The sequence below is a fragment of the Collinsella aerofaciens genome (genome assembly GCF_040910185.1).
In the GTDB taxonomy this organism is placed as follows: Bacteria; Actinomycetota; Coriobacteriia; order Coriobacteriales; family Coriobacteriaceae; genus Collinsella; species Collinsella aerofaciens_BF.
In genome coordinates, this window is the sequence record NZ_JBDGBA010000013.1 from 36,297 (window position 1) to 56,696 (window position 20,400).

Annotated in this window: 18 protein-coding genes and 1 pseudogene; 3 read left to right on the forward strand and 16 right to left on the reverse strand. The window is 58.2% G+C overall.

Translation table 11 applies throughout. The annotated features are described in order from the left end of the window. Nucleotide 1: 1 nt before the first annotated feature. From AB5Z54_RS06510 to AB5Z54_RS06530, 5 genes and pseudogenes are all read right to left on the reverse strand, one after another. The gene (locus tag AB5Z54_RS06510) at nucleotides 2-343 is read right to left on the reverse strand and encodes a winged helix-turn-helix domain-containing protein (RefSeq protein WP_368160887.1); all 342 of its coding nucleotides are present in this window, start codon (nucleotides 341-343) and stop codon (nucleotides 2-4) included. Between the two features lie 63 nt (nucleotides 344-406). Then, nucleotides 407-684: pseudogene (locus tag AB5Z54_RS06515) on the reverse strand (response regulator); the annotation flags it as partial. Between the two features lie 228 nt (nucleotides 685-912). After that, nucleotides 913-1,491 (reverse strand): methylated-DNA--[protein]-cysteine S-methyltransferase, encoded by a 579-nt coding sequence (locus AB5Z54_RS06520; RefSeq protein ID WP_346978652.1) that lies wholly within the window; start codon nucleotides 1,489-1,491, stop codon nucleotides 913-915. A gap of 401 nt (nucleotides 1,492-1,892) precedes the next feature. Then, nucleotides 1,893-2,918, reverse strand: coding sequence for an aspartate-semialdehyde dehydrogenase (locus AB5Z54_RS06525; protein ID WP_346978654.1), 1,026 nt, complete (start codon nucleotides 2,916-2,918; stop codon nucleotides 1,893-1,895). 173 nt (nucleotides 2,919-3,091) lie between these two features. Continuing rightward, entirely contained in the window at nucleotides 3,092-4,480 is a 1,389-nt protein-coding gene (locus tag AB5Z54_RS06530; RefSeq protein ID WP_117766542.1) for an aspartate kinase, read from the reverse strand. Nucleotides 4,481-4,583: 103 nt separating this feature from the next. Here AB5Z54_RS06530 and thrC point away from each other — a divergent pair, with 103 nt between their 5' ends. Both thrC and thrB read left to right on the forward strand, forming a co-directional pair. Continuing rightward, on the forward strand, nucleotides 4,584-6,101 hold the full coding sequence (gene thrC, locus AB5Z54_RS06535; RefSeq protein ID WP_368160869.1) for a threonine synthase: 1,518 nt from the start codon (nucleotides 4,584-4,586) through the stop codon (nucleotides 6,099-6,101). Nucleotides 6,102-6,304: 203 nt separating this feature from the next. Then, complete coding sequence (thrB, locus tag AB5Z54_RS06540; RefSeq protein ID WP_006234874.1) at nucleotides 6,305-7,186, forward strand: homoserine kinase; 882 nt, start codon at nucleotides 6,305-6,307, stop codon at nucleotides 7,184-7,186. Nucleotides 7,187-7,472: 286 nt separating this feature from the next. Here the strand turns inward: thrB and AB5Z54_RS06545 are convergent, their stop codons facing one another. From AB5Z54_RS06545 to AB5Z54_RS06595, 11 genes are all read right to left on the reverse strand, one after another. Next, entirely contained in the window at nucleotides 7,473-8,105 is a 633-nt protein-coding gene (locus tag AB5Z54_RS06545) for a helix-turn-helix transcriptional regulator (RefSeq protein ID WP_117821084.1), read from the reverse strand. Nucleotides 8,106-8,136: 31 nt separating this feature from the next. Then, nucleotides 8,137-8,820: a DUF3990 domain-containing protein gene (locus tag AB5Z54_RS06550; protein ID WP_368160872.1), complete on the reverse strand. Its 684-nt coding sequence runs from the start codon at nucleotides 8,818-8,820 to the stop codon at nucleotides 8,137-8,139. 92 nt (nucleotides 8,821-8,912) lie between these two features. Continuing rightward, the gene (gene yihA, locus AB5Z54_RS06555; RefSeq protein ID WP_368160874.1) at nucleotides 8,913-9,503 is read right to left on the reverse strand and encodes a ribosome biogenesis GTP-binding protein YihA/YsxC; all 591 of its coding nucleotides are present in this window, start codon (nucleotides 9,501-9,503) and stop codon (nucleotides 8,913-8,915) included. 38 nt (nucleotides 9,504-9,541) lie between these two features. Then, nucleotides 9,542-10,282: a 5'-methylthioadenosine/S-adenosylhomocysteine nucleosidase gene (gene mtnN / locus AB5Z54_RS06560; protein WP_006234870.1), complete on the reverse strand. Its 741-nt coding sequence runs from the start codon at nucleotides 10,280-10,282 to the stop codon at nucleotides 9,542-9,544. Between the two features lie 78 nt (nucleotides 10,283-10,360). Further along, nucleotides 10,361-11,479: a serine hydrolase gene (locus AB5Z54_RS06565; protein WP_368160876.1), complete on the reverse strand. Its 1,119-nt coding sequence runs from the start codon at nucleotides 11,477-11,479 to the stop codon at nucleotides 10,361-10,363. Between the two features lie 265 nt (nucleotides 11,480-11,744). Then, nucleotides 11,745-12,563 carry a pyruvate formate-lyase-activating protein gene (gene pflA / locus AB5Z54_RS06570; protein WP_368160877.1) on the reverse strand — a complete coding sequence of 273 codons (819 nt, stop codon included), beginning with the start codon at nucleotides 12,561-12,563 and terminating at the stop codon, nucleotides 11,745-11,747. Between the two features lie 174 nt (nucleotides 12,564-12,737). Next, nucleotides 12,738-13,592, reverse strand: a complete 855-nt coding sequence (locus AB5Z54_RS06575) for a DegV family protein (RefSeq protein ID WP_040358955.1) — start codon at nucleotides 13,590-13,592, stop codon at nucleotides 12,738-12,740. Between the two features lie 277 nt (nucleotides 13,593-13,869). Further along, on the reverse strand, nucleotides 13,870-15,312 hold the full coding sequence (locus tag AB5Z54_RS06580) for a glycoside hydrolase family 32 protein (RefSeq protein ID WP_368160879.1): 1,443 nt from the start codon (nucleotides 15,310-15,312) through the stop codon (nucleotides 13,870-13,872). A 101-nt stretch (nucleotides 15,313-15,413) separates the two neighbouring features. Continuing rightward, nucleotides 15,414-16,865: a PTS transporter subunit EIIC gene (locus tag AB5Z54_RS06585; protein ID WP_040358954.1), complete on the reverse strand. Its 1,452-nt coding sequence runs from the start codon at nucleotides 16,863-16,865 to the stop codon at nucleotides 15,414-15,416. Nucleotides 16,866-16,910: 45 nt separating this feature from the next. Beyond that, entirely contained in the window at nucleotides 16,911-18,293 is a 1,383-nt protein-coding gene (locus AB5Z54_RS06590; protein WP_195625337.1) for a family 43 glycosylhydrolase, read from the reverse strand. Between the two features lie 184 nt (nucleotides 18,294-18,477). Beyond that, nucleotides 18,478-19,488: a LacI family DNA-binding transcriptional regulator gene (locus AB5Z54_RS06595; RefSeq protein WP_225093894.1), complete on the reverse strand. Its 1,011-nt coding sequence runs from the start codon at nucleotides 19,486-19,488 to the stop codon at nucleotides 18,478-18,480. A 467-nt stretch (nucleotides 19,489-19,955) separates the two neighbouring features. Between AB5Z54_RS06595 and AB5Z54_RS06600 the strand changes: the two genes are divergently transcribed. Then, a partial coding sequence (locus tag AB5Z54_RS06600) for an IS110 family transposase (RefSeq protein WP_368160882.1) occupies nucleotides 19,956-20,400 on the forward strand: 445 nt, incomplete at its 3' end.

Consider the following 20,400-nt stretch of genomic DNA (forward strand, 5'->3'; position numbering starts at 1 on the left):
CTTATTCGCCTTCCTCGACAACCTCGAGCGAATATCCCTGATTGCGCGACGCGCGGATAGCCACGTCGGCACCCAGCGCCGTCAGCTTTTTTCGCAGGTATGAGATGTAGACCCACACCACGTTGGCCCCCTCGAGCGCGTCCTCGCCCCAAACATCGAGCATCAGGCGCTCGGTGGGCATGCGCGTGCCGGCGTTGCGCATAAAGAGTTCCATAAGCTGAAACTCACGATTGGCTAGGTGTTCCTCGCCCAAGGGACCCACAAGCGTACAAGCCGCCGTGTCGAGGCGCACGTTGCCCACGCTGAGCGTCGTGGCGTCAATTGCCGTCGCAGCACGCGTCATGGCACGAATGCGAGCGAGCAGTTCCTTGGCGGCGAACGGCTTAGTCAGGTAATCGTTGGCGCCGGCGTCCAGACCCTCGACCTTATCGGACACCTCGCTTTTGACCGTAAGCATGATGATGGGCAGGCGTTTGCCGGCCTCACGCGTGCGCTTGAGTACCTCGTACCGTCCATGCCAGGCATCATGATGTCCAGGATTGCGGCGTCATAGTCGTTGGCGAGTAGATATTCGAGCGCCGTCAGACCATCGAGCGCGGTGTCGACCTCGTAGTCGCTATGTTGAAGAATCGCGGTAAGGGCGCGGGAGAGGCCGGGTTCGTCCTCGGCAAGCATCAGCTTCATAGTTGTTCCTTTGGCGCACGGCTATACGGGTTTCGATACTGCCGATAATAGCGCACCGTCAACCGCCTTAGCGCAGCCTTAACTGCTCAACCTGCGCGTTTTTAAATACGCAGGATATGGCTTAGCCAAACTTAAGGCGCACGTGTCGAGCGCTTTGACGCATGCCAGGCGCGAAGGGACAGCGACTCGTCCCTTCGCGGCGCCTTCGCCATGCAAAGTGTTCGGGCACTACTCTTCGTACGCGCCCTCAAGCCGAAGCAGCCACTCTTTGCGATCAAGTCCGCCGGCATATCCGTTAAGCGAGCCGTCGGCGGCAACCACACGATGGCACGGCACAATGATCGAAATGGGATTACGCGCGACCGCGGCCCCCACGGCACGGGGAGACACAACGGGTGCTTCGTTTCCCGGTGCACGATGTCGAGCCGCAACATGCTGGGCGATCTCGCCATACGTAGCGACCTCGCCACGCGGGATAGAAAGCAGCTCAAACCAAACCTCGCGCTGAAACGCCGTACCAATCATATGCAACGGCGGCGTAAACCGAGGCTCCTGCCCCGCAAAATAAGCATTCAGCCAAGCCCAGGAACGCTCAAGCACCGAAGACGCCGCACCATTTGCGGGACTTACCGACGACATGCCGCCAGCACCAGAAACCGCATCGGCGCCTTCAACATGTTCGGAGTCTTCCCGGAGAAGCGTGGAGCCAAAATGCTCCTGCCCCTCAAACCAAAGTCCCGTCAGACCGCGGCCATCAGCGGCAAGCAAGATTTCGCCCAAAGGCGAAGCAAACGTCGTCGTGACCACCAGCGGCTCCTTTCAAAACTCCGCAACATAATACCGCGAATTGTGCAGACAACCCCAATCGACCCCAAAGTCACCCTAGGCAGCAGGCGCGAACGCGCCGCAGCTGCCGGCCGCGCCCCACAGTCCCCCAAGGCGGCAGGCGCAAAGCGCCGAGGCCGCCGCTGGGACCAGGGCCCGCAACAGCCACGTGCTCCCATCAGCCCAGCGACCCCAGCCAACAACGGCCCCATCGCAGGCCGCTTGCAGCAGCGTCACCGCAGGCGGGGGCCGGGCTTAGTTTTCAGAACACTCCGCAGACCAGTGTGGCGCCTTGTCCGCGGCTCCGAAGGAGCAGGACAAGGCGCCACACATGGTCGAGGACGTTCTGAAAACTAAGCCCGGCCCCCGCCGGACAGGTCACACTACTCGCAGAGCAGCTTAGCGATTTGGACGGCGTTGGTTGCCGCGCCCTTACGGATTTGGTCGCCGCAGCACCAGAAGGTGATACCGCGCGCGGCCTCGGGGTTCGAGATGTCGCGGCGCACGCGGCCGACCCAGATCAGGTCCTGGTCGGACGTATCCATCGGCATGGGGAAGCGCTCGTGCGCATCCTCGGCGCCCATGTCGTCAACCAGCTTCACGCCCGGAGCGGCAGCCAGCGCAACACGGGCCTCCTCGGCCGTAATATCACGCTCAAACTCAAGCGTAATGCTCTCGGAATGAGAGCGCAGCACGGGCACGCGCACACAGGTGCAGTTCACGCGCAGCTCGGGCAGATGCATGATCTTGCGGCCCTCGTTTTGCAACTTCATCTCCTCGGAGGTAAAGCCCTCCTCCTTGACGCCGCCAATCTGCGGAATCAGGTTGCTCGCGAGCTGGGCGGCAAACGCGCGCGGCTCGGGAATCTCCTCGCCACGACCCAGGGCGGCCAGCTGAGCCTCGAGCTCGGCCATACCGGGGGCGCCAGCACCCGAAGCCGCCTGGTACGTCGAGACGATCATGCGCTTCACGCCAGCGAGCTGATGCAGCGGCCAGGTGGGAACCAGGCCGATAATGGTCGCGCAGTTGGGGTTGGCGATAAGGCCGTGATGCCACTTGATGTCGTCGGCATTGATCTCGGGCACAACCAGCGGCACCTCGGGATCCATGCGGAAGGCATGGCTGTTGTCGACCACGACGGCGCCGCGCTTGACGGCCTCGGGCAGTAGCTCCTTCGCGATGTCGTCGCCGGCAGCTCCAAGCACAATGTCACAGCCCTCAAAGGCCTCGGGACAAGCCTCTTCGATCACGATCTGCTCGCCGCGGAACTCGACGGTCTTGCCCGCAGAACGCGCGCTCGCCAGCAGCTTGAGCTTGCCAACCGGGAACTCCTGCTCGTTGAGGCACTCGAGCATCTGGGTGCCCACGGCTCCCGTCGCGCCCAAAATAGCAACCGTGTACTGTTTCATGCTTCCCCCTTTAAAGGTTGTGGCTTTTGCCCGCACGCCAAGCAGGCCGATTATTGTTGCCAGTGTATACAAGAACGGGGCGGGCACGAAACCCGCCCCGTCGAAACGAAACCGAAACGAAACGCCCCGCCATAGATTTTTGAGGCAAGTCCAAAAATCTACTGGGATAGCAGCTACTTGTGGAGCGCGACCAGAGCGGGATCGACCGGCGCGGGAGCCTCCAGATCGGAGACCTTCACAATGCCGTTCTCGTCGGAGAAGGCGCGGTAAATGGTCTGAATCGCCAGATCAAAGTCCTTCTCCTCCACACCGATGATGATATTGATCTCGTCACAGCTCTGCGAAATCATACGCACACTCACGCCCGCCTGGCCAAGCATGCCAAACAGGTGGCCAGAGATGCCAGCACGACCGCGCAGGTTGCGGCCAACGGTAGCGATAAGCGCCAGGCCCTCGACAACCTCGATCTCGAGCGGCTCGACCTCCTGCTGAATGTCTCCCACGAGCGAGTACAGCGAATCGTGCACGTCCTGCTCCTGCACCACGGCGCCAAAGCGGTCGACACCGGTGGGCATGTGCTCGACGGAAACGTCATAGCGCTCGAAGACCGAAAGCGCGCGGCGCATAAAACCGACACGGGGTTTGGTGCGGTCGCGGGCAACGTTGATGGCGACAAAACCGCGCTTGCCGGTCACACCGGTAATGATGGGCTCCGCCTCGCCCTCATCAGCCGTCTCGCTAATGATGGTGCCGGGGTCCTGCGGCGCATTGGTGTTCTTGATGACCAGCGGAATACCCGCCTCGCGCACGGGGAACACGGCCTCCTCGTGCAGGACGCTTGCGCCCATGTACGAAAGCTCGCGCAGCTCCTCATAGGTAACGCGCGCAATGGGCTGAGCCTCGGGAACGATACGCGGATCGGCAGAATAGAAGCCCGAGACGTCGGTCCAGTTCTCGTACAGATCGGCGCCCAGGCACTTAGCCAAGATCGAGCCCGAGATATCGCCGCCGCCACGATCGAGCAGCTTGATCTGGCCCTCACGCGTCGCGCCGTAGAAACCGGGCATAACAAAGCCGCCCTGCTGACCGTACTCCTGCACCAGCTCGGAGGTGCGGTTCATGCTGAGCGTACCGTCGTGATGGAACGCAACGACCGTCGCGGCATCCAGGAACGGCAGGCCCAGGTACTCGGCCATCAGGCGAGCGGTGAAGTACTCACCGCGGCTCACGAGCTCCTCGGTGGAGTAACCGCCCGAGCGGGCGCGCTCGGCAAAGGCCGCGAACTCCTCGCGGATGGGATAGGTAAGCTCCAGCTCGTCAGCAATATCAAAATAGCGCTGGCCAATGTCCTCGAGCAACTCCTCGCACGACACGTGATACTTAACGTGCGCGTTAACCAGGTAGAGCAGGTCGGTCACCTTGGTGTCGCCCTTAAAGCGGCGACCGCAGGCAGAAACCACCACAAAACGGCGGGCAGGGTCGGCATCGACGATGGCCTTGATCTTCTTGAAGTGTTCGGCGTCGGCGACCGACGAGCCGCCAAACTTGGCAATTTTTATCATGGCGTGGAGGTTACCTTTCTAAAAGCCTCTGCGAACCTATTTTGCGTGCTCTGATACCATGGTTTCACCGATTGGGACCAAGGCATCCGAGGAGCAGTGTTATATGGGAACTTATCATAGTACACGAGGACGCACTTTATCGTGCTCAAGTAAGGTGGCAATCCGTACCGGCATCGCTCCCGACGGGGGTTTGTTTGTCTCGGACGAGCTCGGCACCCAGCAGGTCGATATCAGCTCGCTTGCAGCTAAATCGTACTTTGAAATCGCTCAAGATGTGTTGGGAATGTTACTGAATGATTACACGGCCGAAGAAATTTCGGCGTGTGTCGACGAGGCATACCGCGGCACGTTCGCGAGTGAAGAGGTTACGCCGCTCGTCAAACTCGACGCTGCGCCGGGTGTTGACGCCCCTCAGACCTATGTGATGGAACTCTTTGGCGGCCCTACAAGCGCCTTCAAGGACGTCGCCCTGCAGATGCTCCCCCGTCTGATGGCCCGCACTTCCGCCAAGGACGGCGGCGCCGAGCGCATCATGATCGTCACCGCCACGTCGGGCGACACGGGCAAGGCTGCGCTCGCCGGTTTTGCCGACGCTCCGGGCACGGGCATCACCGTCTTTTATCCCGAGGGCAAGGTCAGCCGCGTCCAGAACCTGCAGATGTCCACACAGGAGGGCGATAACGTCGCCGTCTGCGGCATCCGCGGCAACTTCGACGATGCCCAGAGTGCCGTCAAGCGCATCTTTGCCGATAAGGAGCTTGCCGAGCGCCTGGAGGCTGCTGGCACGGTGCTTTCGAGCGCCAACTCCATCAATGTCGGCCGTCTGGTACCGCAGGTCGTCTACTACTTTGCCGCCTATGCGCAGTTGCTGCGCGCCGGCGCCATCGAGGCCGGCGACGCCGTGGAGTTCTGTGTGCCCACCGGCAACTTTGGCGATATCTTGGCCGGCTACTACGCCAAGCGCATGGGTCTGCCCGTCGCCAAACTCGTCGTGGCCAGCGACAAGAACAACGTGCTCGCCGACTTCCTGACCACCGGCGTCTACGACCGCAACCGTCCGTTCTTCACCACCATCTCGCCGTCGATGGATATCCTCATCAGCTCTAACCTGGAGCGCATGCTGTACTTCCTGTCCGATGGCGACTGCGAACTCGTTGCCGGCCTTATGGAGCAGCTGGCACAGACTGGTCGCTACGAGGTTCCCGCCGACCTGCTGGCAAAGATTCAGAGCGTCTTTGGCTGCGGTTGGGCCAGCGAAGACGAAGTCCGCGCTGCCATCAAGAGCTGCTGGGATGCGAACGGCTACGTAATCGACCCGCACACTGCTTGCGGCTATCACGTCTTTGAAAAGGTCGCTCCCGCCGAGGGCGCCAAGGCCCGTGTGCTGCTTTCGACCGCCAGCCCCTACAAGTTCCCGCGCGCCTGCTGCGACGCCCTGGGGCTCGACGTTCCCGAGGACGACTTTGAGGCCATGCACGTGCTCGAGCAGGCAACCAACACGGTCGCCCCGGCACAGCTCGCCGAGCTCGAGTCCAAGCCCGTCCGCTTCGAAGACGTCTGCGACGTCGATGAGATGGCCAGCTACGTAGAGCAGGCTGCAAAAAAGATAGCAACCAACTAAACCCCTTATAAGGCGCCGGCGAAAGCCGGCGCACCTTCTTTTATCAGATACCTACCGGGATGATGACGAACGTGCATAGCGTGCCTGGCTGTTTAGTTCGTCGCGAGTTCCGCACGCAAAGGAAAGCACTTAATGTGCTTTCCGTCTTGCGCAGGACTGCCCGAGCAGCGAACTAAACAGCCAGGCACGCCAGGAGGACTCACATGATCAAGATCACCGTCCCAGCAACAAGCGCCAACTTGGGCATTGGCTACGATACCCTCGGCATGGCCGTCAGCCTCTACTCGCACTTTACCTTTGAGCGCGCCGACAAGCTCACCATCACGGGCTGCCCCGAAGAGTTCCAAAACGAGAACAACCTGGTCTATGTGAGCTTTGTCGATGCGCTGGCCGCATGGGGCGAGCCGGCTTTTCCCGTTGCCATCGACATCCAGACCGACGTGCCCGTCGCCCGCGGCCTGGGCTCCAGCTCCACCTGCGTCGTCGCCGGCATCATGGCTGCCGCCGCGTTGACGGGCCATACCGTCGACCGCGCCGAGCTCGTCCGCATCGCCACCGAGGTCGAGGGCCATCCCGATAACGTCGCCCCCGCTATCCTGGGCGGCGCCGTCTGCTCCTTTACGCCGACCGATTCGCTCCCCCAGTGCCTGCGCTACGAGGTGAGCGATCGTTTGCGTTTTATTACCGTGATTCCACCTTACGAGGTGCACACGAGCGAGGCACGCAAGGTCGTGCCGCAGGAGATTCCACTCTCCACCGCCGTGTGGCAGATGGGCCGCATCGCCGGCATGACGCGCGGCTTGGAGACTGGTGACCTGGACCTGATTGCCGCCGCCAACGACGACCGCATCCAGGAGCCCTATCGTCGCCGCCTGATCCCCGACTACAACGCCGTGCGCGACACCTGCCTTAACGGCGGCGCTAAGACCATCTGGATTAGCGGCTCGGGCTCGACCCTCATGGCTGTGACCGACGACACCATCGTGGCAAAGTTCCTGCAGGTCAAGCTGCGTGAGCAGTTCCCCAAGTGTGACACGCACATTCTGACGTGCGACACGGAAGGCGCCCAGATCGAATACCTGTAGTCGCCGTCCCGTATACTCGCCGGGGAGGCCAGGGGGCTTTGCCCCCAAATCGTCCTCGGACATGGCAGGACCCCCGCTGCGCACTTCGTGCGGCGGGGGTCCTGCCGTCCTGCGGAAAGATTTGGGGGCAAAGCCCCCTGGCCTCCCCTATGTTAACTTCGCCGGCAGCGGCTACAGGGACCTACGCTCTGGAAAGGCGCCGGGCTGATAGTTTGGCTTTTTATTGGTAGGGGCTCTTGCTAGGCTGGAGCACTTCCTAGAGGCGGGCATCGGCTGTGTGCTTGGTTTAGGCGGCGCTGGTTTCTTTGTATTCGAAGACTGGTTCTAGGAGGTCCTCGATGTTGCAGTGGAGGGCTTTTGCTATGGCTCTTACGCTTGTAACCGAAGCTTCATTGATGTTTCTCTGGCGCTGCTCGTACATTTGGATTGAGCGGAGTGACACACCCGATTCGTATGCCAGGTCTTGTTGGGTTTTCTTGAGCCTCTTTCTTGCTAACGCAAGTTTGGTTTGCCTGGACGCTTTCTTCGCCATATCGCAGACGAGACGAGCCACGCGTTCCTCCGAGGCTTCGTGCCAGGGGTAGTACAGGCTGCGTAGCACATCGAATGGAACGACATGCAGCAAATCTTCGAAAGACTCTCCTAGGCGCCACTGAAGGTATGCCAATATCCAGCCTGTCCAATATTCCGGTGTCTTTTCGAATCGGTAGGTTCGATTTGGCATCGGCCTTGATTGATAGCCCGACCTTTCGGCGATAAGCGCGAACAGCTCAACGCCCGATTTTCCCGACACTACCCATGCGTTGCCGCGTTCGAACTCGCGAGCTACGCCGCTCAGGCAAAAGAGTTCAGCAACTTCCGATCCTTCTGCCCCATAATCGTTAACGGCATAGTCAAAGCAGTCGCCGAGGTTGTTCATTGCATCCTCAAGGTAGTAGACGGGGTATGTCCTACTCGGCCCACAATCCGTTAACTCTTGGATCATTTAAATCAACCCTTCCTGCCATCAAATCCCTAATGTCGACACCATCAGAGTCAAATCCGTTTACCGTATCCAGGTACTTTCGTCGAGCGTTCTGTTCTCGCTCAAATCGTTTGGGATAAAACTCAGCTCCCGAGGCCTGCTTCCAATCGCGGAACTTAATCGCCGAGAATGCACGCTCACTCATAAGCGCATATTGAATGCCCAAATCCCCCAAAAACATAATGCGCTGCAATTGCCTGAGCGAGATCATGCCGTTGACAAACTGTCTTGCAAACGAGAAATAGGAATCGTCTGCACGATAGCCTCGAATAACGTCATAGGGAGAAATATCAATCAGGCAGTTATCCAGCAGATAACGAAGCCCCTCGCGTGCTACTGGCGTTGAAACATTAAACTCTCTGTTATTCGCCAGAATTGCAAGCCAGTTGAGAATCGAGAACTCACCTGATTCCAAATCCAAAATCGCAAGGCCATCTAAATCAAGCTCATATCGATTGGCAATGCCATCAGACTCGGTCCGACATGCCCACTCCATTGCCATTTCCTCATGCGGTGTGCAATAAAACCCGCGCCCATAGTCATTGAATTGCCTGCATTTATCCAACGATGGATGATCGACAACAACGTCCGACCCGTGCCAAAGCTCCATATCGACCTCCAAAAATATCACCTCAGTGATAGTTTACCAATAACTATCACTGAGGTGATCTAGATGGGAGCTTTTGAGGGGCCGCGGCCTGACTAAAGGCAGGCCGCGGCAATGCGGCGCTTAAGCTCATCGATGCCGGTGCCGGTCTGGGAGCTTGTGATGATCACGTTCTCGGCCGGGACGTTGAGCTGCTTTTTGATGGCTGCTGCCTGGCGGGCCTGCTGGGTGCGGCTGAGCTTGTCGGCTTTGGTGAGGCAAACGATAAAGTTGAACTCGTTGCCCTGTAGGTAGTCGATCATGTCGTGGTCGAGCTTGCTGGGGTCGTGACGAATGTCCACCAGCGAGACCACCAAGTTAAAGCTGCGCTCGGAGTCGAAAAAGTCGCCGATAAGCTCGGCCCAGCGGTCGCGCTCGGCCTTGGAGCGACGGGCGAAACCGTAACCCGGCAGGTCCACGAAATGCACGTCATCGGCCTCAAAGAAGTTGATGTTGCTCGTCTTGCCCGGCGTACTGGAAACCTTGACTAGGTTCTTGCGGCCAAATAGCTTGTTCATAATCGACGACTTGCCCACGTTGGAGCGGCCGACAAAGCTCACCTCGGGGCAGGTGGACTCGGGAATCTGCGAAACCTTGCCATAGCTGGCGACGAACTTGGCAAGCTGGTAGTTAATGGAATCGGCCATGGACACTCCTTGGTCGTAGGTTCTTACAAATAGACGCGCTATTGCGCAGCGGCAATGCGGCGGACGATATCGAGCGTAATGTCACTTGCGACACGCGCGTACTCGAACAGATCGAACTCTCGCTCGCAAATTGCATCGTACGCCTCGTCACAATTATCGCTGATAGCGCGCAACACCAGGCAATCGACACCATTTTTGGTTGCGACATGGGCAATTGCCGCGCCCTCCATGCCGACACAATCGGCATGCGTCGCCTCGATAGCGTCGTTGCGCATGGTGGCGCCCGTCACAAAGCGGTTACCCGTGGCAATCGTGCCGACCAGGAACTGCTTGGTGCCCTCGTTCGAAGCGACTGCATTTTTCGAAGCGTCAACAAACCCACGCTCAGCAAGCACGTCGGCGGCAATATCGACCAGCGCGGGCGTCGAGCCAAACTCCTCGAGCCCCGGTGCGGACTCGGCGATAAGCGCGGTATCGGTATCCAGATAGCGTAGGCGTTTGCCAATGACCACGTCGTCGATATGGAGCTTGGGGTTCAAACCGCCCGCAATGCCCGAAAACACAACAGCCTGCGGAGCATACTTGCTAATGAGGTGCTGTGTTGCAGCGGCGGCGTTCACCGTGCCCATGCCCGCCGTTGTGGCGACAACTGTCAGGCCGTCGAGCTCACCGCTCACAACGGTCAAGCCTGCCTCCCGTGCCTCGCAAACGTCGCTCAGCTCTTCCTTAATCTGCATGATCTCTTTTTCGAGCGCACCGATAATCGCGATGGTAGCCATACCATTCCCCAAACCTATACGAAATTCTCAACCAAGGTATGGTACCAGCATTTTGTTTGACCTCGCCAAACGAACACGCTAAGCCAGTGCAGCTCGCGTATCAAACAGAGCCTTTGCAATCGCGGCCGTAACCTCGCTCGAACGGTCACTCCATGGCATCGATGTCATGACGCTCATGACATAGGTACGGCCATCGATGTCGATGAGGCCTGCATCGCATGTCGAATAGTAACCATCCTCGCTAATCCAGCCTGCCTTGTTGCGCACCAAAACCTGCTCGTCCGCAATGCCATCGCGAATAAACGAGCGCGATGTTGATGCCAGAAGGCCCGACAACCACTGTGAAGTCTCGGTATCCATGCTCAGATACTCGCTCATCTCGCGCCATAACCTCGCAGAAGTGCGCGGGCAGTAGGTCGGAAAATCACTCATCGGATTCAGTGCCGTTTCGTCATCAACACCCAGATTGGCAATCCGATCCTCATAGCCATCATGGTCAAACGCCGCGCGTAACGCGATAAACGAATCGTTGTCTGAGTTGGCGACGGCATTCTCGATAAGGTCGCGCACCGTCTGCCAGCCCATGCTGCAACCACCATACGTGGCTAAAGGCCCATCGAGCGACACCCGCCCCGATTCGACCAACGTCTCGCAAATATAGAGCGCATACAGCGCTTTGTAGCTGCTCGCTCCATACACCTCGACATCGGCGTTATACGTCACGCCCCTACCACTCGATAGGTCGTAGAACACTACACCCACGTCGCCCAGCTCCTGCGCCCGACACAGGGCATCCTGGAGCGAGGCAAGGCTCTCATCCTCCAAGGCAGGAGTCTTGTTATCCACCAACGAGAAGGTCCGAACGGTATCACCCGAAGGGATATCGTTGAAGTCCGCCTTCGAAAGTCTCGTCTTGAGATCTGCCGTCGACAGAGCTTGATCTGCCGACGCTTTGGACTTTGAAACCTTCTCGTTTTGCAGCTGTACCGTTGACGCATCTGGGCGCACCGTTCGCTCCGAGGCGTAGGTTTTAACGGTAATTCCGAGGATAATAACCGCCGACGTTAGCATCCCAATGGCGGCAATCTTCCTCACGCGGATGCGAGCGCCGGCAAGGCCACGCGAAGACGTGCCCTTCGTCTTATATCTGCTGCCATGCTGCGGCACATACTCGTCCCGCGATGCGATGTTTCGCACGTGGTCTCCTGACTGCCACCGTTTATATACGAGCAGTATGATACCGAGCAGGCATTTCTTTCCAAAGATATTCAGCGGCGTTTAAGGTGTCTTTAAAGAAACCACAAGCGTTTTTATCCAAATGGCACGATTCTGTTGCGCATCTCACCGCAACCCAGAGAGCAGTCTTTTAAGGACGGGGGCTCTTTAGCAATCAACTAGGTGCCCAGGGGCACTCATTTAAGTCTGTCCCCAATGAGTGCCCTTGGGGAGCGAAAATGGCACGCTAGCCGATGGCGTTTTTGAGTTCCGCGCGGCGCTTTTTCATGCCCGTCATGACGGCATTGCGCAGCTCGGGCATGCACGCGGTATCCATCTGGGGCACGCCCTCGAGCTTATAGGGAATGCCCAGTTGCTCGTACTTGACGACACCCATCGTGTGATACGGCAGCATTTCCAGGCCCACCACGTTGTGCCATGGAGCGATCAGGCAACCAAGCTTCTCGCACTCCTCCACCGTGTCGGTAATGCCCGGTACCACCACGTGGCGGATAACGACCTTAATCTTGCGACGCGCGAGCTCATCGCCAAACGCCAAGATGCGTGCGGGATCGCAACCGGTCAGCTTTTTATGCTCGACCGGGTCGGCATGCTTAATATCGAGCAGCACCATATCGGTCTCGTTGAGTACGGCATCGAACTTCTCGGGATGCGCGGGATCGAACGCATAGCCGCAGCTATCCAAGCAGGTATGCACGCGGCCATCGGGGTTGTTGTGCATTGCACGGAACAGGTCGGCCAAAAACTCAGGCTGTAGGAGCGGCTCGCCGCCGGACACCGTAATTCCGCCGCTGCGATAGAACTCGTGGTTGCTCTGGAACTCATCCATCAGGTGTTCGACGGTCACCATGGTGCCGCCGTTAACAGACCAGGTATCGGGATTGTGACAATACGCGCAGCGCATGGGACAGCCCTGGACAAACACCACAAAGCGAATGCCGGGTCCGTCGACCGTTCCCATCGTCTCGATTGAATGCACGCGGCCAAGGGCAAACGCAGAGTCCTCGGGACGAGCGTCCACACCCTCAAGCGTCATTTCTGCCATTCGCGCTACCTTGCCTCTCCTTGGATGCAACCAATTAAAATGCCAGAGCCATTCTAGCCTATGCGTTTGCATTTAAACGTCTCGGGCTAGAATGGCACGTTTTAATCTATCCCCCATCACCATGGCTGGGGTCTACTTCGAGATGTCAGACTGAAGAACGCTCGTCTGAGGCCTTTACGCCTTAAGCGTGAGCACCGCGCCGAAAGCAGTCGGGCCGCAGTGGCTCGAAATGACGCCGCCGACCTGAGTCCAGGTAACGTCCTTAAAGCCAAGATCGTGTGCATAGACTTCCATGTCGTCGCGCAACTCCTCGGAAAGACCCACCGAATACGCCAGGCCAATATGCGAGTAGTCGATCTCGCCCTTCTCTACCATGTGATCAATAAAGGCACGGGCGCACTTAAGCATAGAACCGCGGAACTTCTTGGTCGCCACGAACTTGCCGCCCGTCACCTCAATGCAGGGCTTAATCTTGAGCAGATGGGCGCCTAGGAACGCGACGTTGGACAAGCGGCCACCTGCCTTAAGGAAGGCAAGGTCGGTAGGAACAAAGCCCAACAGTACGCGGTCCATGACGGAGTTCGTAAATGCAAAGATCTCGTCGACGGTGACATCGGGGTGAGCCTCGATGTATTTGGCGGTCTCGACGACAACGAGCGACTGGCCCACCGAGACAAAGCGTGTGTCCATGGAGAACACGTAGTCGCGCCCCTGGGCCGCAATCTTAGAGGACTGATGCGAACAGGTCGTGGCCTCGGAATATGCAAGATGCAAAATAGTCGCGTCGGGTTGCTCGGCATGGATGCGGTCGTACACATGCGCAAAATCCGCTGGCGAACAGCCACTGGTCTTGGGCATCACGCCAAACTCGTTACAGCGCGAGTAAATCTCGAGCGGATCAATCGAGCCATCCTCGACGGTCTCGTCGCCAATCGTGACATGCATGGGCACGCGCACGATGCCGTAGCGTTCGCAGAGCTCTGGCGTCACATCCGAACCAGATTCAACCACGATTACGTACTTGCCCATTCTTATCACGACCCATCTCGACGTTGGTTTTTTAATATATGACGCACGTCCACCGTCCTGCTGCAGAACGGCCTCCAAGCGCCAAAGAGACGCCGTCCCTTGCACACAACAAAGGACAGCGTCTCCCTGGAAAACTCCGTGCTTATCTGAGATTCTACACGGTTTATTAAGGAGTGTTACTTATTCCGCAAACGGTCGCTATACGCGATAAGCGGTAGCTGGCCGCGGCAACTGCGACACATTCCGCCCAACAAGTCCAATCGTGCTCCATGCACGGTTAATGAGCGAGGCGGTAGAAATCCATCGACGCCGCACCCTCGGCGTGCAGCGCCATCGCCGGAACCGCCGACGAATAGGTACGGCTCGTAAGTGCTGCCTCGCCACCGTTGGCAAAAATCTCGACCATCGTAGTGTCCGAAAGCACGCGCAAATCGCGAAGCTCGCTGAGCTCGATCGACCTCTGGTTGCGCCCATAGCCTTCGTCACCCATGTCGAGGGTAAGCATCCCGTCCGTATAGCGTACAAAGACACCCTTGCGGATTTCGAGCTCGACCATCTTGGCTCCCTCACAGGAAACCACAAGATCAAACAGGCGACCCGGCTCCTCAACGGTTTCACCGCCTACAGCACGAACGCAATTGCCGCGCATTCTCTCAATCTCGTGCGCCGGTTGCTGGCAGAGCTTGCCGCCGCGCATGCTCAACTCTCTCGGCACCGTCAACGCGCACTGCCACCCGCGCGCCACCGTCGGGCTTTCCGCCTTCGCATCGGGGCAACCCGACCATCCGATCATCAAACGCCGACGCGCAACGTCCTCAAAGGACTGCGGGGCATAGAAATCAAAACCGGCATCAACCATCGGAGGCATGCCCTGGCCGACGATCTTAAAGCTCGGCGCCCCCCAATCGGCCTCGATGGAGAACCACACGCACTGATGCGGATTGCGGTAACGCCAGCCATCGGCGGGCACGCCCTGCGGACAGCAAACGAGAATAAGCTCGCCATCGAGCTCAAACAGATCAGGACACTCCCACATAAAGCCAAACTTCTCGCCCAGCTCAATGCGCGTCGCATAGCCCCAGTCCTCTAGATCACGCGAGGTATAGACAAGCACGCACCCGCGATCGTCTTTCGTACGAGCGCCGAGAACCATGTAGTAGATACCGTCGTGTTCAAGGATCTTGGGGTCGCGCACGTGCGTACCGATATCGTCGGGGTAATCGACCGGCCCAACAGCTATGCGCTTCTCGCCCAATTCGTCGGGATTCTCGGCAACCATATGAATTTGGTTTTGCTCACGGCCCGTCAACACGTAGTCGTAATCATCACGGTCAAAATGTTTAACGTTGCCGGTATAGAAGTAGTGAATCTTGCCATCACGTACAAAGGCAGAACCAGAATACGCTCCACTCGAATCCAAATCGGAATCGGGGAACAGCACGGGGCCGTGATTCTCGTACGTCACAAAATCCTTTGTCGTCAGATGGTTCCAAAGCACTGGACCGCCATGCGCAGCATCGAACGGATCGTATTGATGATAGATGTGATACGTATCACCAATCTGAACCAAACCATTGGGGTCGTTGAGCCAGCCAAGCTCAGGCTCCACATGGAACAAAAGCCTATCGGGGTCGGATGCGATGCGAGCCACCGTCTCATCCTGTCCGGCACGCCACTGCTCATAGTCCGCGCATGTCACCTTATTTTTTTGATTAAACATCGCCGTTGACTTTCTCGTCTATGGGAAAGGACGCTCGACTCACACGAGCCGAACGCCCTTCCCCAAATGGACTTATCCGCACATTACGCTGAACGGCTCAACTAGAAGCTAACGTCGAAGCCAGCGCCAGCGCCCTCTTCATCGGTGGTCGGCACGCCCTTTGCCTTGTTGTAGGCAAAGATCAAGACGATCGGCACGATGAAGGCGATGAGATTGCCAGCCACATACCACACGAGCGTCTCGGGCGTAACGATGAGCAGGCCAAGCACGCCGGTCAGACCCTGACCGATGGCGCGCACCTCAAAGAGCTTCACGAAGGCACCGCCGCAGCCTGCACCGATGCAAGCGCAGATGAACGGGATGATCGAGTAGCGCATGTTTGCAGCAAAGATTGCGGGCTCGGAGATACCGACCAGCGTCGGGATAAAGGACGACATGCAGATGTTGCGCTCTTTGGAATGCTTCTTGTGAATGAGGTACATGCCGATGGCGCCGCCGCCCTGGGCGATGATGGAAACCGACCAGATTGCCTGGATGTAGTTGAAGCCAGTCGTGGCAACGAGGTTTGCCTCGATACCCTGGATGAACTGATGCGTACCGGTAACGACGAGCGGCTGCAGGAATGCGGCAAAGACAAAGGCACCGAAGACGCCCATCCTGTTGTACAGGATATCGATTACGCCGGCGAGGACGTCGCCGATCAGGTTGCCGAGCGGGCCGAACACGGTGAACAGGGCGACGTTAGCAAGAATCAGGGTAACGGTCGGGACAAAGACGAACGAAACGACCTCGGGGATGTACTTCTGGGCAATCTTCTCGACCTTGGCCATAAACCAGGCAGTCAGGATTGCAGGGAACACGCCGCCCTGGAAAGCAACCATGGGAATGGAGAGCGGACCGAAGTTCCAGTACTCAGCACCCGTCGGGTCCATAACGAACGTGTTACGGTTCATAAGGCTCGGGTGAACCATGACGATACCGACGAGGATGCCCAGGATCGGGTTACCGCCAAAACGCTTGACCGCGCTGTACATAACCAGGACAGGTAGGTAGTCGAAGGTGGTGGCGATAATGGCAAAGAAGCTTGCGAGGTTCTTGAGGAACTCGCTGTGATCGGCGAGGCTGCCCTCCATGCCAAAGAGGCCGTTGGCAACAATCAGCGACTTAAGGCCGATGATGATAGCAGCGCCGACGAAAGCGGGAATGATGGGGATAAAGATGTCCGAGAATACCTTGAGGACCGAGAAGAACTTGCCCTTCTTGTCCGCCTCGGCGCCCTTGACCTCGGAAGCGCTAATCTCCTTAACGCCCGTCAGAGCCATAAACTCATCGTAAACCTTGTTGACGGTACCGGTACCGAAGATGATCATGAGCTGGCCGCTGTTGTACAGCACGCCCTTGACGCCATCGATGTTCTCGAGCTCGGCCTTGTTGTACTTGCTCGTATCCTTGAGCACCAGACGCAGACGCGTAACGCAATGCGTGGCGCCCTCGATGTTCTCCAGACCGCCGACGTTATCGACGACTTGCTGAGACACTACTTTGTAGTCCATGTTCCTCTCCATTCCTTTACGAAATCATAAGACGTTTTGATGCCATTACAGAGACGCGATCGTTGCATTTGCGCACTTAAGCGTACCGTCGGTGACCGTCAGCGCCACACCCTGGCCCTGCTTATTGCAGAATCGAGCGTTAAGCGCAACATCATCGACAAAGATGGTCGCGATATCGTCGTCAACGACCAGGCGCACATGATGAGTGCCCTCGCCCTTAAAGAACAACGGACGCTCGAGGCCCATGTTGTTGACCTGGAACCACGGATACTGGGGGGCCGCCGTAAACTCGAGCTTGCCCTCACGCAGGTTGGCGCGGAACTCATAGGCAAGACCGGACTCGGCGTCCTCGGCAAGCTTCACCGAGAAGCCGGCAGCGTCACCGGCGAGCTCGATGTCGGCATCGAGCATATAGGTGGAACCGGCATCCGCGGCGAGCACCTGCTCGACCTTGCCCGACTCGCAGGAGAGCTCAAAGGCCTCGACTGCCTTAGCCTCGCCAAAGGCGCCAAGCATGCTGTCAGGAAGCTTGGTGCCGAGCGTTCCGTCAACACGCTGAACGATCTCGAGAGGCATAAAGGTGCCACCCCACAGGTAAGAGCTGGGGTCACCGCCCTCGTCACGCGTAGGAACCCAACCAAAGAGAACGCGGCGCTCGCCGTCAAATGCGGTACGCGCGGCATAGTACGCGCGGCCATCGAAGGAATCGTCCGCAGGAGTGATCCAAGGACCGTTGATAGAGCGAGACATGCGGTAACGGGTCTTGTTGCCATCACTGTACTCGGAGAACACCAGATACCACCAGTCGCCCATCTTAAAGAGATCAGGCATCTCGAACATGGTGTACAGGCCCGGATTCCACCAGTCGCCCTGGAACTCCCAGGTATCCAGGTCCTTGGAGGTGAACTTGACCAGACGACCGGTCATCAGACGCTTGTCCTCGCCCACACGCGTGCCGAGGATGAGCATGTACTCTTCGTTCTCCTCATCCCAAAGCACAAAGGGATCGCGCCAGTTGCGGTCATCGTAACCCTCCTGGGGCGGAAGCAGCGTCTCGGCGATGTTCTTCTCCCACTTGACGGCGTCGTCACTCGTTGCGTGAAGAAGAACCTGCTTCATCAAGCGTGCCTTGACCTTATCGCGATTGCAACCAGTGTAGAGCGCATGGTACTTGTCGCCCACCTTAAACACCGTGCCGGCATAAACATACTGGTCGACTTCCTCGTCGCCGCCACGCTCAAGGCTCTCGCCAAAGTCTTTGTAATTGACGAAGTCCTTGGTTGTCGCGAGTGCCCAGCCAAACGGCTCTCCGAAAGGTCCGGGGTTTCGCGTGTCACGCTGATGATAGAGATAGAACGTGCCGTCCTCGCCGTACGGCATGATGTCGCCTACCCAAATTCCCTCAGGCTGGTAATACACCTTGTGCATCCGAGACTTCCTTTCTCACGAGATACTAACTCGGTACAACTGCAAGATATGTCAATCGTTTTCATATGTCAAACGTTTTCACACCAATACGTCTTTTCGCAGTTCCAGTCGTCGGCAAACGGTTGACATATGCCGGCGAACGGTCATCAGAGGTGTTTGAGGAATTCTTTTGGCACGGGATGAACTACGCGGTTTTACCCTCAATGAGTTCAACGGGGAGCTTGATATTCGATTCGGGCTTTTCGCCGTTAATAAGAGCAATGATGGATTGCGCCGCGAGCTCTCCGATGCGATCGATATCTTGGCGAACGGTTGTTAAGTCAGGCATAAACGTCATAGTGCGGCGGGCACCATCCGCGCCCACGACCTTAATATCGCCCGGAGCGCTCAAGCCGCGCTGCTTCATCACGTTAAGACAGATAGCCGCCATCGTGTCGTCTCCCGCAAAGATGCCGTCAATATCGGGGTTCTCATCGAGGATCTTCGCAACGACCGCACTCTTTTCGTCGTCGGGCTTAACGAACTCGACCTCACGGACAAGCGCGGGCAAACCGGCCTGCTCAACAACATCGAGGTAGGCATCGGTACGCTTATTGGCAGGCATGCGCATGCGGCTATTGCTGCGCAGGCACAGGATGCGTGAACATCCGTCATCGATCAGGCGACGCGTGGCAAGTTCGCCGATGCTATAGCTGTCGCTCGCAATCTGAACAGAGGCTTCGCCAAGGTCGCAGTCGATACCAACCAGACTCAAGCCCATCTCGGCATACGCCTCGGCACCGATATTAAGCGAGTTGACGATGACGCCATCAACCATATTGCGTCGAAGCATGTCGATATAAGAGCGCTCAAGCTCGGGTCGATTGGCGCTATTGCACAGCAGCATCTTAAAACCGTTTTCGGCCAGGGTATGCTCAATGACTTGAACCACTTGGGCATGAAACGGACTGCTGACATAGGGGACGATCATACCGATAAGATTCAGGCGACCGTTGAGCATGGCACGAGCGATATCGTTGGGCGTATAGTTGATGCGCTTCATCGCGGCATGGACCTTATCGCGGGTCTCTTGGCTAATATAGCCACGATTATTAAGCACACGAGATACCGTAGTAGGCGAAACCCCCGCCACCGCCGCAACTTCCTTGATGCCAGGCTTAGCCGTATCCTTAGAACGAGCACTCTCGCGAGCCATAGCACCCTCCCCCATCAACATGTCATACGTTTACATACGAACAAAGCATACCCCAACAACAGCGGGATGACGGTAACAGTACAAGTAAGTAAACGACTCATCCAAATAATTAGGAGAGTTCCGCCTAAAGGGTGACTACACAGGACCCAGCCGGGGCTGTTTGGGCTACCTCCTAAAACATTCCGCACTGATATCTTCTGTATTGAAGACGTCGATGATGCACCCGTATACCATTGACGTCGACACCATCAGATGCGGACCGCGCGGTGACCCCACATTCCGCTGGCGCCCACAGGGCTGCCCTCGTTTCCTGACATGTCCCGCGCGGGCCGCGGCGAGCCGAGACCGCCGCATGACCTAATAGGAGCATGGAGCGATACCGCGGACCCGAACAACCGCATTCTATCGCGCCCCGTCAGTGTGCCGTCTGCCCGGTCCAGGCGAGCACGGAAAGAACGGAGCGAGACATGAGAACCGAATCGACACCCGGCGCCCGCGGGCCGGTCTTCTGCGGGGTCGACACCCACGCCGACTCGCACTGGCTGTGCGTCCTGGACTGGAGGGGCCGCAGGGTCCTGTCCCGCCGGTTCCCCGCCGACGCGGCGGGATACGAGGCGCTCGCCGGGGCGATCGCGGCGGCCGGGGAGCCGGCCTGCGTCGCGATGGAGGGGACGTCGTCCTACGGGGCGGGCCTCACCAGGCACCTCGCGTCGCTGGGGATGCCCGTGCGCGAGGCGCTCTCCCCGGCGAGGACGCAGAGGAGGCGCCCGGGGCAGGGGAAGTGCGACGAGTCGGACGCGGAGAGGGCCGCCCGCGCGGCGATGTCCGGCTCGAAGCTCGGGACCCCCAAGAGCCAGGACGGGTGGGTCGACGGGGTGCGCTGCATGCTCGCGGCGCGCTCCGGGGCGGTGA

Bases quoted from the DNA above. Each gene is read 5' to 3' on its own strand.
- AB5Z54_RS06510 (WP_368160887.1), bottom strand. From the start codon at position 343: ATGACGCGTGCTGCGACGGCAATTGACGCCACGACGCTCAGCGTGGGC.
- AB5Z54_RS06525 (WP_346978654.1), bottom strand. From the start codon at position 2,918: ATGAAACAGTACACGGTTGCTATTTTGGGCGCGACGGGAGCCGTGGGC.
- AB5Z54_RS06530 (WP_117766542.1), bottom strand. From the start codon at position 4,480: ATGATAAAAATTGCCAAGTTTGGCGGCTCGTCGGTCGCCGACGCCGAA.
- thrC (WP_368160869.1), top strand. From the start codon at position 4,584: ATGGGAACTTATCATAGTACACGAGGACGCACTTTATCGTGCTCAAGT.
- thrB (WP_006234874.1), top strand. From the start codon at position 6,305: ATGATCAAGATCACCGTCCCAGCAACAAGCGCCAACTTGGGCATTGGC.
- AB5Z54_RS06545 (WP_117821084.1), bottom strand. From the start codon at position 8,105: ATGAACAACCTCGGCGACTGCTTTGACTATGCCGTTAACGATTATGGG.
- AB5Z54_RS06550 (WP_368160872.1), bottom strand. From the start codon at position 8,820: ATGGAGCTTTGGCACGGGTCGGACGTTGTTGTCGATCATCCATCGTTG.
- yihA (WP_368160874.1), bottom strand. From the start codon at position 9,503: ATGGCCGATTCCATTAACTACCAGCTTGCCAAGTTCGTCGCCAGCTAT.
- mtnN (WP_006234870.1), bottom strand. From the start codon at position 10,282: ATGGCTACCATCGCGATTATCGGTGCGCTCGAAAAAGAGATCATGCAG.
- pflA (WP_368160877.1), bottom strand. From the start codon at position 12,563: ATGGCAGAAATGACGCTTGAGGGTGTGGACGCTCGTCCCGAGGACTCT.
- AB5Z54_RS06575 (WP_040358955.1), bottom strand. From the start codon at position 13,592: ATGGGCAAGTACGTAATCGTGGTTGAATCTGGTTCGGATGTGACGCCA.
- AB5Z54_RS06580 (WP_368160879.1), bottom strand. From the start codon at position 15,312: ATGTTTAATCAAAAAAATAAGGTGACATGCGCGGACTATGAGCAGTGG.
- AB5Z54_RS06585 (WP_040358954.1), bottom strand. From the start codon at position 16,865: ATGGACTACAAAGTAGTGTCTCAGCAAGTCGTCGATAACGTCGGCGGT.
- AB5Z54_RS06590 (WP_195625337.1), bottom strand. From the start codon at position 18,293: ATGCACAAGGTGTATTACCAGCCTGAGGGAATTTGGGTAGGCGACATC.
- AB5Z54_RS06595 (WP_225093894.1), bottom strand. From the start codon at position 19,488: ATGGCTCGCGAGAGTGCTCGTTCTAAGGATACGGCTAAGCCTGGCATC.